Annotated in this window: 9 protein-coding genes; 6 read left to right on the forward strand and 3 right to left on the reverse strand. The window is 74.4% G+C overall.

The window, feature by feature from the left end; all coding sequences use genetic code 11:
* Window positions 1-80 precede the first annotated feature (80 nt).
* A complete protein-coding gene (locus AAC134_RS15285) occupies window positions 81-1706 on the forward strand; it encodes a heparinase II/III family protein (RefSeq protein ID WP_339949974.1) in 1626 nt (541 codons plus the stop codon).
* A 176-nt stretch (window positions 1707-1882) separates the two neighbouring features.
* Window positions 1883-3469 (forward strand): bifunctional phosphoribosylaminoimidazolecarboxamide formyltransferase/IMP cyclohydrolase, encoded by a 1587-nt coding sequence (gene purH, locus AAC134_RS15290; RefSeq protein ID WP_339949975.1) that lies wholly within the window; start codon window positions 1883-1885, stop codon window positions 3467-3469.
* A 210-nt stretch (window positions 3470-3679) separates the two neighbouring features.
* Here purH and AAC134_RS15295 read toward each other — a convergent pair whose 3' ends face one another.
* On the reverse strand, window positions 3680-4285 hold the full coding sequence (locus AAC134_RS15295; RefSeq protein WP_339949976.1) for a 2-hydroxychromene-2-carboxylate isomerase: 606 nt from the start codon (window positions 4283-4285) through the stop codon (window positions 3680-3682).
* A gap of 381 nt (window positions 4286-4666) precedes the next feature.
* On the opposite strand from AAC134_RS15295, the gene AAC134_RS15300 reads away from it, so the two are divergent.
* The 4 genes from AAC134_RS15300 (at window position 4667) to AAC134_RS15315 (ending at window position 9802) form a co-directional block, all read left to right on the forward strand.
* Window positions 4667-6379: a thiamine pyrophosphate-binding protein gene (locus AAC134_RS15300; RefSeq protein ID WP_339949977.1), complete on the forward strand. Its 1713-nt coding sequence runs from the start codon at window positions 4667-4669 to the stop codon at window positions 6377-6379.
* A gap of 426 nt (window positions 6380-6805) precedes the next feature.
* Complete coding sequence (locus AAC134_RS15305) at window positions 6806-7486, forward strand: CoA pyrophosphatase (RefSeq protein WP_339949978.1); 681 nt, start codon at window positions 6806-6808, stop codon at window positions 7484-7486.
* A 179-nt stretch (window positions 7487-7665) separates the two neighbouring features.
* Window positions 7666-8832, forward strand: a complete 1167-nt coding sequence (locus AAC134_RS15310; RefSeq protein WP_339950001.1) for a CCA tRNA nucleotidyltransferase — start codon at window positions 7666-7668, stop codon at window positions 8830-8832.
* 310 nt (window positions 8833-9142) lie between these two features.
* On the forward strand, window positions 9143-9802 hold the full coding sequence (locus tag AAC134_RS15315; protein ID WP_339949979.1) for a LysE family translocator: 660 nt from the start codon (window positions 9143-9145) through the stop codon (window positions 9800-9802).
* 113 nt (window positions 9803-9915) lie between these two features.
* On the opposite strand, the gene AAC134_RS15320 is transcribed toward AAC134_RS15315, so the two are convergent.
* On the reverse strand, window positions 9916-10542 hold the full coding sequence (locus AAC134_RS15320) for a hypothetical protein (RefSeq protein ID WP_339949980.1): 627 nt from the start codon (window positions 10540-10542) through the stop codon (window positions 9916-9918).
* 113 nt (window positions 10543-10655) lie between these two features.
* Complete coding sequence (locus tag AAC134_RS15325) at window positions 10656-12914, reverse strand: polysaccharide biosynthesis tyrosine autokinase (protein ID WP_339949981.1); 2259 nt, start codon at window positions 12912-12914, stop codon at window positions 10656-10658.
* Window positions 12915-13140: the final 226 nt, after the last annotated feature.

The raw sequence follows: 13140 nt of genomic DNA on the forward strand, positions 1-13140 counted from the left end.
CGTCAGGGGCAGGGACCGCGCGGGCACGGCTCGCCGCGGGTTTCGTGCTGCTCAGGAGACGGAAGGCGAAGACGAACGACGTGAGCGGACTGCTGGACAGCCTCGGGTTCGGGCCGCGCGCCCCGCGGGACCTCGCCTTCCGGGCCGAGGCCCTGTGGATCGGCGACGCCGCCGCCGCCCGTCGCCTGATGGCGGGAACCTTCCGCTTCGCCGGGCAGGAGGTGCGCGCCCGCGAGCTCGGGCCCTGGCGCCTCTCGCCCCCCTCGCAGGCCTTCGCCGACGCGCTGCACGGCTTTTCGTGGCTCGACGATCTCGCGGCGCTGGGCACGCGTGAGGCGCGCCGCGTCGCGCAGTCCTGGGTGTTCGGCTGGATCGCCCAGCATGGCGACGGGCAGGGCGCCGGCTGGAGCCCCGAGGTCGCCGGCCAGCGCGCCATGCACTGGCTCGAGCGGGCCGAGTTCGTGCTCGACGGCGCCTCCGACGACCTGCTGCGCCGGTTCCTCAAGGCGCTCGCGGTGCACGCCAGGCGCCTGCGCAAGGGCCTCGACCAGGCGCCCGAGGGCCTCTCGCGTCTGCGCGCCGCCACCGGCCTGCTGCATGCGGTGCTCGCCACCGACGCCTCGGACGCGGGCCGCGCCGCCGCCGCCCGCCGGCTGGGGGCCGCCGCCGGCCTCGCGGTGGACGAGGACGGCGGTCTCGCCTCCCGCAACCCCGAGCGGCTGTGCGAGGCGCTGATCCTGCTCGCCGTCTGCGCCCGCCGCCTGCGCGAGGCGGGGGTCGAGCCCGAGCGCGCCCATTCCGACGCCGTGTTCCGCGCCCAGTCCGCCCTGCGCGCCCTGCGCATGCGCGACGGCGGCCTGCCGCGGTTTCACGGCGGCGGGCCGGGGGCGCCGGGCCGGCTGGACCACGCGCTGTCGCTCGCCCATCCGCGCAAGGCCCCGCCGCCGCGCGACCGGGCGATGGGCTTCGTGCGGCTCGCCGCCGGCCGGGTGACGGCGGCCATCGACGCGGCCCCCCCGCCGAAGGGCCGCCACGCCCACGCCTCGACGCTCGCCTTCGAGATGGCGGTCGGCGGCGCCCGGCTGGTGGTCAACTGCGGCCCCGCCGGCGCCGCCGAGGGCGACTGGGCCGCCGCCTGCCGCGCCACCGCCGCCCAGTCCGCGCTGTCGATCGAGGGGGTGTCGTCCTCGCGCATCTCGTCGACCTCCCGCGGCCCCGGCCCGCATCCCTTCGTCGAGGGCCCGAAGACCGTCGACGCCCAGACCACCCAGGACCTCGACGGTGCCTGGTTCCTGGGCGTGCACGACGGCTACGCCGCCAGCCACGGCCTCGCCCACCGCCGCCGCCTGTTCCTCTCGCCCGACGGCCGCGACTTCCGCGGCGAGGACATGCTCGAGCCGACCGACGCCAGGACCCGCGCCCGCTTCAAGAAGGCGCTGCGCGACCACGGCCCCGTCGGCCTGCCCTTCGCGCTGCATTTTCACCTGCACCCCGACGTCGAGCCGGAGCTGGACGGCGACATCGTGATCCTGAGCCTGCCCGAGTCGCGCTGGCGCTTCGTGGTCACCGGCGCGGCCCCCAGACTGCGCGACAGCGTCTATTTCGAGCCGGGCGAGGCCGAGCCCCGCGCCGCCCGCCAGATCGTCGTCCCGTCGCGCCTGACCGGCGACTCCGCGCTGGTCGCCTGGGGGTTCCAGCGTCTCTGACCCCCCCGGGGGCCGGACGGGATCCGCGCGACCTCGCGTTCGCTGGCCTTGCCGGGCCGTCTTGGGTAAGACCGCGCCGCCTGCCCCGGCGACGGCCTGACCACCGGCCCGCCGCCGCAATCGAACGCCCGACCCCGCCGCCTGTTCTCGCCGCCCGCCCCTCCCGGAGCCCCGCCATGACCGACGCCCGCCTTCCCGTCCGCCGCGCCCTGCTGTCCGTCTCGGACAAGACCGGGCTGACCGATCTCGCCCGCGCGCTGCACGAGGCCGGCACGGAGCTGGTCTCGACCGGCGGCACCGCGAAGGCGATCCGCGAGGCCGGGCTGCCGGTGCGCGACGTCTCCGAGCTGACCGGCTTCCCCGAGATGATGGACGGCCGCGTCAAGACCCTGCACCCCAAGGTTCACGGCGGCCTGCTGGCCCTGCGCGACGACGCCGGCCACATCGCCGCGATGTCGGACCACGACATCCTGCCCATCGACCTGCTGGTGGTGAACCTCTACCCGTTCGAGGCCACCGTCGCGTCGGGCGCCGGGCCCGCCGAGTGCATCGAGAACATCGACATCGGCGGCCCCGCGATGATCCGCGCGGCCTCCAAGAACCACGCCTTCGTCGCCGTGGTCACCGACCCCGAGGACTACGCCCCCGTGCGCGAGGCCGTCGCCGCGGGCGGCACCACCCCCGCCCTGCGCACCCGGCTTGCGGCCACCGCCTACGCCCGCACCGCCGCCTACGACGCGGCCGTCTCTGCCTGGATGGCCGAGCACGCCGGCGAGGCCGCGCCCCGCCGCCGCGCCTTCGCAGGCAGCCTCGCCCAGACCCTCCGCTACGGCGAGAACCCCCACCAGTCCGCCGCCTTCTACACCACCGGCTCCAACCGCCCGGGCGTGGCGACCGCCACCCAGCTCCAGGGCAAGGAGCTGAGCTGGAACAACATCAACGACACCGACGCCGCCTTCGAGTGCGTGGCCGAGTTCGACCCCGCCGACGGCCCCGCCTGCGTGATCGTCAAGCACGCCAACCCCTGCGGCGTCGCGCAGGGCGCCTCGCCGGCCGAGGCCTGGGCCCGGGCGCTGGCCTGCGACTCGACCTCGGCCTTCGGCGGCATCGTGGCCCTGAACATGGAGCTCGACGCCGAGACCGCGGCCGAGATCGCCAGGATCTTCGCCGAGGTGGTGATCGCCCCCTCGGTCACGCCGCAGGCCGAGGCGATCTTCGCGGCCAAGAAGAACCTGCGCCTGCTGACCACCGGCGGACTGCCCGACGTCGGCGCGCCCACCGCCAGCTTCCGCCAGGTGGCCGGCGGCTTCCTGGTGCAGGACCGCGACAACGGCCGGCTCGACCCCGCCTCGCTGACCGTCGCCACCCGGCGCAAGCCGACCTCGTCCGAAATGGCCGACCTGCTGTTCGCCTGGAAGGTCGCCAAGCACGTGAAGTCGAACGCCATCGTCTACGCCCGCGACGGCGCCACGGTGGGCGTCGGCGCCGGCCAGATGAGCCGCGTCGACTCCACCCGCATCGCCGCCCGCAAGGCCGAGGACATGGCCAAGGCCCTCGGCCTGCCGCAGAGCCCCGCCAAGGGCTCGGTGGTGGCCTCGGACGCCTTCTTCCCCTTCGCCGACGGCCTGCTGACCGCGGCCGAGGCCGGGGCCACGGCGGTGATCCAGCCCGGCGGCTCGATGCGCGACGCCGAGGTGATCGCCGCGGCCGACGAGGCCGGCCTCGCCATGGTCTTCACCGGCATGCGCCACTTCCGCCACTGAGCCGGGCGCGGCGCTTCCCCCCCAGATCCGCTCATCGAGGCTTGCGCGCGCCGCCCGCCCCAAGAGCGCCCCGGGCCTGACCCGGGGCCTCGCGCGCCCCGGGGTCTGGCGCGGCGGGCAGAGGACGCCCAGACGCCGATCGCCGATCGCCGATCGCCGTCGCCTTCGACGCGCGTTGAGCGCTGCCGACGCGCGCCCGCCGCAGGCCGCTCAGCCGTGCGCCAGGGCCCAGTCCAGCGCGTCCTCCAGCCGGTCGTTCCCCCAGAAGATCTCGCCGTCCGCGGTGGCGAAGGTCGGGGCGCCGAAGACGCCCAGGGCCTGCGCCTCGTCGGTGGCGGCGCGGAGCGCGGCCTTGGCCTCGGGCCGGGCCGCGAGGTCGAGCACGCTCTCGACCGGCTGCCCGGCGGCGGCCAGCGCCCGGCCCACCACGGCGGGGTCGGCGATGGCCTGGCCGTGGGCGAACTCGGCCAGGAAGATCTCGCGCGCGAAGCCGGGCCGGCCCTCGGGGGCCAGCGCCGTGGCCACGCGGGCGGCCAGCAGGCTGTTCTGGGGAAACGGATCGGGCCGCACGATCGGGGGCAGGCCCAGTTTCTGCGCCTGCCGCTCCATGTCGCGCCACATGTTGGCGCCCTTCACCGGCAGCTGGTTGAACGGCGAGGTCGTCCACCCCTGCGCCGCGAAGATCGGGCCCAGCAGGATCGGACGCCAGACGAGGTCCACGCCGCGGGCCTGCGCCAGCGCCTCGGCCCGCTGCACGGCGAGATGCGAATAGGTCGAGGCGAACTCGAACCAGAAAGTCAGTCGGGGTCGGGTCATCGGGCGATGATGGCGCCTCGGCGACGCGGGCGCGAGGGGCGCCCGCGCCGCGCCCCCCTCGCCGCGCCCCCCTCGCCGCGCCCCCCTCCCCGCCACAAGCCGACGGTCGGGGCCGAGGAAGACCCCGCCCGTCGGCGGCACGCAGTCGGAGCACGGCATGCATGGGCTGACCCGAGCCCGGAAACTCAACGCTTCGTCGGAAGACGCCACCCGGGTTTCCGACTTCCTACGCCACACGCCCCCATCTGAAGCGATTCGCCGTGACACGGCCGTGACGAGGCCCCCGCCCGTCGCACGCGGCCCTTGAGGCGGCCGCACGCGGCCTTTGCCGGCGCCGCGCGGGCGCGCTAAGCAGGGGCGCCTATCCTCAGGAGACCCCCCATGACCGATGCCGCCGCCTCCGCCCGCACCGACCTGCCGCTGCGCCACGGGGGGAAGATCCTCGCCGACCAGCTGGCGATCCTGGGGGCGGACACGGTGTTCTGCGTGCCGGGCGAGAGCTTCCTGGGCCTGCTCGACGGGCTGCACGACCATGCCAACGCCATCCGCACGATCTCCTGCCGGCACGAGGGCGGGGCGACCAACATGGCCGAGGCCCACGCCAAGATGACCGGCAAGCCCGGCATCGCCGCGGTCACCCGCGGCCCCGGCGCCACCAACGGCTGCAACGGGCTGCACACCGGCTTCCAGGACTCGACGCCGATGATCCTGTTCGTGGGCCAGGTCTCCCGCGATCACTTCGCCCGCGAGGCGTTCCAGGAGATCGACTACCGCCAGATGTTCGGCCCCATGGCCAAGTGGGTCGCCCAGATCGAGAGCGCCGAGCGGATCCCCGAATTCATCGGCCGCGCCTGGGCCGTGGCCATGTCCGGCCGCCCCGGCCCGGTGGTGCTGGCCCTGCCCGAAGAGACCCTCTCCGAGCAGGCCCGCGTGGCCGACCTGAAGCCCTGGACCCCGCCCGTCGCCGCCCCCGCCGCCGCCGAGGTCGCGAAGGTCGGCGAGATGCTGGCCGCCGCCAGGGCGCCGCTGATGGTCATCGGCGGTCCGGGCTGGAGCCAGGCGACCGCCGAGGCCGCCGCCGACTTCGCCGCCGCCCAGGGCCTGCCGGTGGTCACCGCCTTCCGCCGCCAGGACTACATGGACAACGCCCACCCCAATTTCTGCGGCACGCTGGGGATCGGCGCCAACCCGGCCCTGCTGAACTGGATCCGCGAGGAGTGCGACCTGGTCCTCAACCTCGGCTCGCGCCTCGGCGAGATCGCCTCGCAGGGCTACGAGCTGTTCTCGATCCCGGTGATGAAGCAGGCGCTGATCCAGGTGCACCCCGGCGCCGAGGAGCTGGGCGCGGTCTACAGCCCCGACCTCGCCTTCGCCTGCGCGTCCGAGGCGTTCCTCGCCGCCGCCTCCGGCCTGCCGCCGCGCGACGGCCAGAGCCCCGGCGTCGCCACGCTGCGCGCGGCGTTCGAGGCGTTCTCGACCCCGCCGCAGAGCCCCTTCGCGCTCGACATGGGCGCGGTGATGACCGAGATGAACCGGGCGTTGCCCGAGGACGCGGTGATCTCCAACGGCGCGGGCAACTACACGATCTGGCTGCACAAGTTCCGGATGCTGCGCAAGTATCGCACGCAGCTGGCGCCGACCTCGGGCTCGATGGGCTACGGGGTGCCGGCGGCGGTCTCGGCCGCGATCACCCAGCCCGGCCGCACGGTGATCGCGATGGGCGGCGACGGCTGCTTCCTGATGACGGCGCAGGAGCTGGCCACCGCGAAACAGTATGGCGCCAAGCTGATCTCGCTCGTGGTCAACAACGGCATGTTCGGCACCATCCGCATGCACCAGGAGCGTCACCACCCCGCGCGCACCATCGCCACCGACCTGGTGAACCCCGACTTCGTGATGCTCGCCCGCGCCTACGGCGGCGAGGGCGAGCAGGTGAGCGAGACCGACCAGTTCCCCGCCGCGCTCGCCCGCGCCATGGCGAGCCCGGTCCCCTACCTGATCGAACTGGTGGTCGACCCCGAGGCGCTGACCCCGGTCCAGACCCTCTCCCAGGCCCGCGCCCAGGGCGAGGCCGCCGCCGCCGCCGTCGCCTGAGCCTGAGCCGTCGCCGGGCCGCCGCGTGAGACCCCGCCTCCCCTCGGCGCGCCCGCCCGCGCGCCGAGGGCGCGCCCCGGGCTTGACCCGGGGCCTCTCGCGGCCCGCCCGCCCGCGTCCGGCCGATCCGGGGCGCGCGGCCCGAACCGCCGCGGCCCGACGCTCCGCCCCGGATGGCGGGACGCGGGGGGCCGGGCCGGGCCGTGCGAAGCCGCCCGGGGTCGGCCTCGCGCGCAGGCCCGCATCCCCGGCGCACGCCCCACCCGCCCACCCGCGCGCGCCGCGAATGCGGGCCGCGACGGGCGGGTCCGGCTGCGGCCGGGGCTGCGGGGGGCGCCGCCCTCTGGTCACGTCCGGGCCCCCGCCAGGCGGGAGCGGCGCGATGCGCCCTTGCCTTGGCCCGGTTTTCGCCCCAATTGCCGGGGGATGACTTTCGACGCGCGCCCTGCTCCCGCCCCTCGCCCGACCGCCTCGATCTCGCCCGACCTGGTGTTCGAGGCGGTGCTGCGCGGACGCCGCGGGGCGAGCTCGGACTTCGACCTCAACCCCCACGTCCTGCGCCCCGACGCGCCCGCCGCGCCCCTGCGCCAGGCCGGCGTGCTGTGCGCGCTGGTCGACCGCGGCGACGGCGCCGGCCTGCGCGTGGTGCTGACCCGGCGCGCCGACCACCTGCGCAAGCACGCCGGCCAGGTCGCCTTCCCCGGCGGCGGGCTCGAGGCCGGGGACGAGAGCCTCCTCCACGCCGCCCTGCGCGAGGCGGAGGAGGAGATCGGCCTCGCCCCCTCCGGCGTCGAGGTGGTCGGCGAGATCGACGGCCACGAGACCGTCACCGGCTTCGCCGTCACCCCCTTCGTGGGCTTCATCGACCCCGGCTTCGTCGCCCGCCCCGACCCCGGCGAGGTCGCCGAGGTGTTCGAGCCGCCGCTCGACTTCCTCATGGACCCCGCCAACCACATCCGCGAAAGCCGCATGTACCAGGGCCAGCGACGGTTCTTCTATGCAATGCCGTGGGAGGGGCGCTACATCTGGGGCGCCACCGCGCGGATGCTGGTGGGCCTGTCGGAGCGGATCGCCTCGCTCTCGACCGGCGACGAGGTGGGGGGATGAGCGGTGAGGGTTGCGGCTGTTCGCTGGTCCCGGGGCCGGTGACCCCTGACGACGACGCCGCGCCTCCGGCCCGCCCGGAGGGCGACCCCGCGCGCCCGGCCCGCCCGGACGAGACCGCCGTCCGCCCGGACAACAGCGCGGTGCGCCCGGCCCGCCCCGACGCCGAAACCTCGCCGCCGCTGCGCGTCGAGGGCTCCTGGCTCGACGACCGCGCCGCGCGCCAGGTGCTGGCCGCGCTCGCCGCCGGGGGGGCGCTGGCGCTGTTCGTGGGGGGCTGCGTGCGCGACGCGCTGCTGGGGCGGCCGGTGGGCGACCTCGACATGGCCACCGACGCCGATCCCCGCGAGGTGAGCCGCCTGCTGACCGAAGCCGGCATCCGCACCGTCCCCACCGGCATCGCGCACGGCACCGTCACCGCGGTGCTGACCAACCGCAGCTTCGAGATCACCTCCTTCCGCCGCGACGTCGCGACCGACGGCCGCCGCGCCACCGTCGCCTTCGGCGCGGACCTCGCGCAGGACGCCGGCCGGCGCGACTTCACCATCAACGCGCTCTACGCCGACGCGCAGGGCACGGTGACCGACCCGCTGGGCACGGGGCTGGGCGACATCGCTTTGCGCCGGGTGCGCTTCATCGGCGAGCCGACCGCGCGGATCCGCGAGGACTACCTGCGGATCCTGCGCTTCTTCCGTTTCCACGCCCTTTACGGCGACGCCTGGCGGGGCATCGACGAAGAGGGCCTGGCCGCCTGCGCCGCCGAGGCCGAGGGCGTCGAGACCCTGCCCAGGGAGCGGATCGGCGCCGAGCTTCGCAAGCTGCTGGGCGCCGAGGACCCCGGCCCCGCGATCTGCGCCATGGCGGCCTGCGGGGTGCTGGCCCGGGTGCTGCCCGGCGCCGACGCCCAGTCGATCGCGCCGCTGGCGGCGATGGAGGCGCGCGCCGCCCCCCTCCCCGACTGGAAGCGCCGCCTGCTGGCGATGGGGGTGGCCCCGAAATCGGCCGTCGAGCTGATGCGCCTGTCGCGCGCCGACCTGCGCGCGCTCGAGGCCACCCGCCGCGCGATGGAGAGCGACGCGCCGCTCGCTCAGGTCGCCTACCGCCACGGGGCCGAGGCTGCCCGCGACGCCGCCCTGCTGCGGGCCGCGGCCACCGGCGCGCCGCCGCCGCGGTCCCTGTCGCGCGACGTCGCCCGCGGCGCCACGGCCACCTTCCCGGTGCAGGCCCAGGATCTGGTCGCCCGCGGCATGAAGCCGGGCCCGGCGCTGGGCCGAAGGCTCGCCGCGCTCGAGGACCAGTGGGTCCGCTCCGACTTCCGCGCCACCAAGGGCGAGATGCTCGACGCCTGAACCCCTCTCGGGGGCCGGGTGGCGTCGACGGGGGCCATCGAGGCCCCCGCCGCCGCCGCCCTTCGGGCCAGGTCCCCGACCGTCCCGCGCCGCGCCGCTGTCGCCGTCGCCCGGAGGGCGCGCCCAACCGGCGCGGCAGGCGCCGGCGTAGCCCCGCGGGCGCCTCCCGACGCGGCTCGCGCCGGTCCCCCGGATGCGCGACGGTGATGGCGCCGATCACGAACCGTCGCTTGATTGGCGACGGGGGAGGATCGATTGTCCCCAGACAGGGTCAGCATGGCTGACGCAACAGGCCGAGGGGGCCGGGGACATGGATGCGAGTGGACCGGCGATCGGGCTCGAGAACCTTGCGGCGCTGATGGCGCTGGCGCTGGCGGCGACCTTCACGCCGGGGCCCAACAACGCGCTGCTCTCGGCCTCGGGCGCGCGCTTCGGGCTGCGGGCGACGCTGCCCCATGCGCGCGGCGTGGCGCTGGGCTTCCCGGTGATGGTGTTCTGCGTGGCGCTGGGCCTCGGCCAGGCCTTCCAGCAGAGCGAGACCCTGCGCGAGGCCCTGCGCTGGGGCGGCGCGGCGCTGATGGCCTGGCTCGCCTGGAAGATCGCCTCGGCGCGGCCCGCCACACCCCCCAACGCCGCCGCCAACGCCGCCGCGCCAGACGACGGCGCGCGGCCGTGGAGCTTTCTGCAGGCCGCGGCCTTCCAGTGGGTGAATCCCAAGGCCTGGGTGATGTCGCTGGGCATCGCCGCGCCCTTCGTCGAGGGCGCCTCGCCGGCCCGCCACGCGCTCGCCGCCGCGGCGGTGTTCGCGCTGGCGGGCGTGCTCTCGACGCACGCCTGGGCGGCGTTCGGCGCGGTGATGGGGCGCTTCCTGGGGCAGGGCCTGCGCCTGCGGCTGTTCAACCTGGCGATGGCCGCGCTGATCCTGATGGGCGTCGCGGCCCTGCTGGCCGAGGATCTGTCGGGCCTCTGACCCTCCGACAGGCCGGGCAGGGCGCCTGGCGCCCCCCCCCCCGGCCGCGCCCCGACAGCAGGCGCCGCAAGGCCCCCGCGATCAACCGCCGGGGGGCCGCCGCCGCGGGGGCTTCAGTCGATCTTCGCGGCCCAGGGCGCCCCGGCGGCGGAGTCCAGCGCGGCGACGCGGGCCGCCTCGGCCTGCCACCAGGGCCGCGCGGCCAGCCGGCGGCGGAACGGCGTGTCGGTGGCCGCCGGGGCGTTGGCGATGTAGCGCACCGCCTCGTCGCGATCCTCGCCGGCCAGCGCCAGCAGCCAGGCCTCGCCGGCCTCGAAGTCGAAGGGGCGGCCGGCGTGCGCCTCGAAATTTGGGTCGAGCTCGGTCCACACCGCGCCCGCCAGACCTGCCCCCCCGGCCCAGTCGGCGACCAGATCGGCGACGCGGCCCTCGCGCCGGCCGCTGCGCAGGCACACGAATCCCACCCGCTCCAGCGGCGCCCGCTCTCGCGCGGCGAGATCCGCGCGCGCGGCCTCGGCCGTCTCCCGCCGCGAGGCGATGGCGTGGCTGGGGCAGGGGGCGCCGTGGACCGCGTCCACGCAGACCACCAGCCCCCTCCGCCGCTTGGGCGACACGCGCGAGAACTCCAGCGGCAGGGCCGGGCCGGCGCCCATCCGCCAGGCCCCCTCGACCTGCGCGGCCAGGACCTCCAGGTCCCAGATCAGCGAGCCGTAGCCGACGATGGCGACGCGTCCCCGCATGTTGATCCTCCTGCAACGGGCCTCCTGCAACGGACCTCCCGAAACGAAACGGGCCCCGTCGCGTGACGACGGGGCCCGGGTCCGCAGGCCGTCCGGCCCGTCTTGTCGGCGCCTCAGTTGAGGTAATACCGGCTGGACGTCTTGTAGTAGTAGTAGTTGTAGCCGCCGTAGCCGTAGCGCGCCATCTTCTTGAAGTTGATCTGGGTCAGCGCCAGCCCGGAGATGGTCACCCCAATCTGCGAGAACTGCGCGATGCCCGAACGCACCATGTCCTTGTGGGTCGAGTTCCAGCGCACGCAGTAGATCACCGCGTCGACCATCGGCGCGATCACCCGGCTGTCGGGCACCGCCATCACCGGGGGCGTGTCAATCACCACGAAATCGTAGCGCCGGCGCGCCTCGGCCAGGAACTCCTGGAAGCGCTGCGAGTGGAAGACGTCGGCCGCGTTGACCTTGGTCTCCTCGCCCATGATCACGTCGAGGCCGGTGCGCTCGTCGCGATAGACGACCTCTTCCCAGGTCTTGTCGCCCGACAGGATCGACATCAGGCCCAGCTTCGGCGCGCCCGGGAAGTAGGTGCGGAAGGTCCGCCGACGCAGGTCGCACTCGATCAGCAGCACCTTCTTGCCCAGCCCGGCGGCGTTCTGCGCCAGCAGCAGCGAGCAGGTGGTCTTGCCCTCCTTGGGCAGGGTCGAGGTCAGCATGATCAGCTCGGGCCGCCGGTCGATGTTGGCCAGCATCACGCCGGTGCGCAGGTTGCGCACCGCCTCGACCAGGGACGAGGACGGCCGCTCGACCGCATAGTCGAGCAGGCCGCGGCGCATCCGCACCGGGGCGATCGGGATCTGGCCCATCACCGGCAGGGCGGTGGCCTTCTCCAGCTCGTCCGAGGTGCGGAAGGCGCTGTTCATCTGCTCGACGAACACGACGTAGGCGATGCCGAAGATGCCGCCCAGGAAGCCCGCGATCAGCACGATCAGGGTCTTCTTGGGATAGCTCGGCGTCAGCGGCACCACCGCCTCCGACAGGACCCGGGCGTCGGCCTGCTGCGTGCCCTCCTGCACCGAGGTCTCGTTCAGGCGGCGCAGGAACTGCTCGTAGATGCGGCGGCTGGCCTCGGCCTCGCGCTGAAGCTGGCGCAGCTCCACCAGGTCCTGGGTCTGGCTCTCCAGCTGGGCCTCGAGCTGGGCGATCGAGGCGGAGATGCCCGCGCGCTGGCTCTCGGCGCGGTCGCGCTCGATCTCGGCCTGGCTGACCATGCGCGCGGCCAGCATCTCGAAGGTCTGCGTCAGCGTGTCCCGCGTCTCGCCCTGCGCGTTCTCGATGTCCTGGGCAAGCGAGGTCAGCCGCGGGACGTTCACCGCAGCGGCGAACCCGGCGTAGTCCTGCGCGTCCAGCATGGCCTGCAGCTCGGCCTCGCGGCCGCCGCCGAGCGTCTGCTGGCGCATGATCTCTTCGCGCCGCTCGCGCAGCTCCTTGAGCTGGCGGTTGGTGTTGGCCAGCGTCGCCTCGGAGATCAGCGTGGACGAGGAGTTGTAGGCCTCGGCGGCGGCTTCCGCCTGCTCGACCTCGATGCGCAGCTGGGCCACGCGGTCCGACAGCCACGCGGTCGCGGCCTGGGTGGCCTCGAACTTCGTCTCGAGCTGGTCGGTGATGTAGAGCTCGGCCATCTTGTTGGCGATCTGCGTGGACAGCAACGGATCCTCGGTGGTCACCGACAGCGAGTAGACGTAGGTCTCGGAAATCGACTCCACCAGCAGCGATCCGCGCAGGATGTCCACCGCCATCTGGCGGGTCCAGTAGTCGTCGCCCACCGAGTCCCGCAGGCTGGGCCCGTCGGAGTCCTCGGTCACGGCGCCGCGGATCGTGGTCTTGAGCAGGTCGACGCCGCCGAACAGCAGCGAGGCGACCAGGCTCGGCTCCTCCTGCTCGATCAGCATCGGGTTGAAGTAGACCTCGTTCTCGAGGTCCAGCGCGTCGACCACCCGCTCGGCCAGCGAGCGGGACATCAGCACCTGCCGCTGGGCCAGGATCGTGTAGTAGTCCTGACCGAGGCTGGAGGAGACGGCCTCGACGTCGATGATGTTGGACTGGCCGCGATCGAGCATCACCACCGAGGTGGCGGTGTAGCGCGGCGTCAGGGCGTAGGCCATCGCCACCGCCAGCAGCGCGAAGCCGAACCCGAAGGCGGCGACGATCCATTTGCGTTGCCAGACCGACTGCAGAAGCGCGCCGAGATCTATCTCTGTCTCGGTCTGCGGGGGCGCGGGCGACGTCGCCGCCCGCCTCAGGCCTTCGGGCAGTTCCGCGCCGCGGCGCGTCTCGTCCTTGCGAGTCCCCGGATAGTCGTCCACCGCGTCCACCTTTCGCATCGCTGCCGCACCTGTGGATCCCCCGATCCACCGGCAGCGTCCGCATCACGCCATTCACATCCCGATCCGACTGATAGCAACCCTGCCGCTCCGGTTGCACGCGAAAGTTTGACGCTGCGCTGCGGCGAAACGGCGATCGTTCACGTTCCGGACGCCTGCGGGCGGCCGTCGCATTCAAAAAAAATCGTTGTTGGTTCAGAACCAACTGCGATCCCGTTGACGCGGC

Origin of the sequence: uncultured Albimonas sp. (genome assembly GCF_963977235.1) — a bacterium.
In the GTDB taxonomy this organism is placed as follows: Bacteria; Pseudomonadota; Alphaproteobacteria; order Rhodobacterales; family Rhodobacteraceae; genus Albimonas.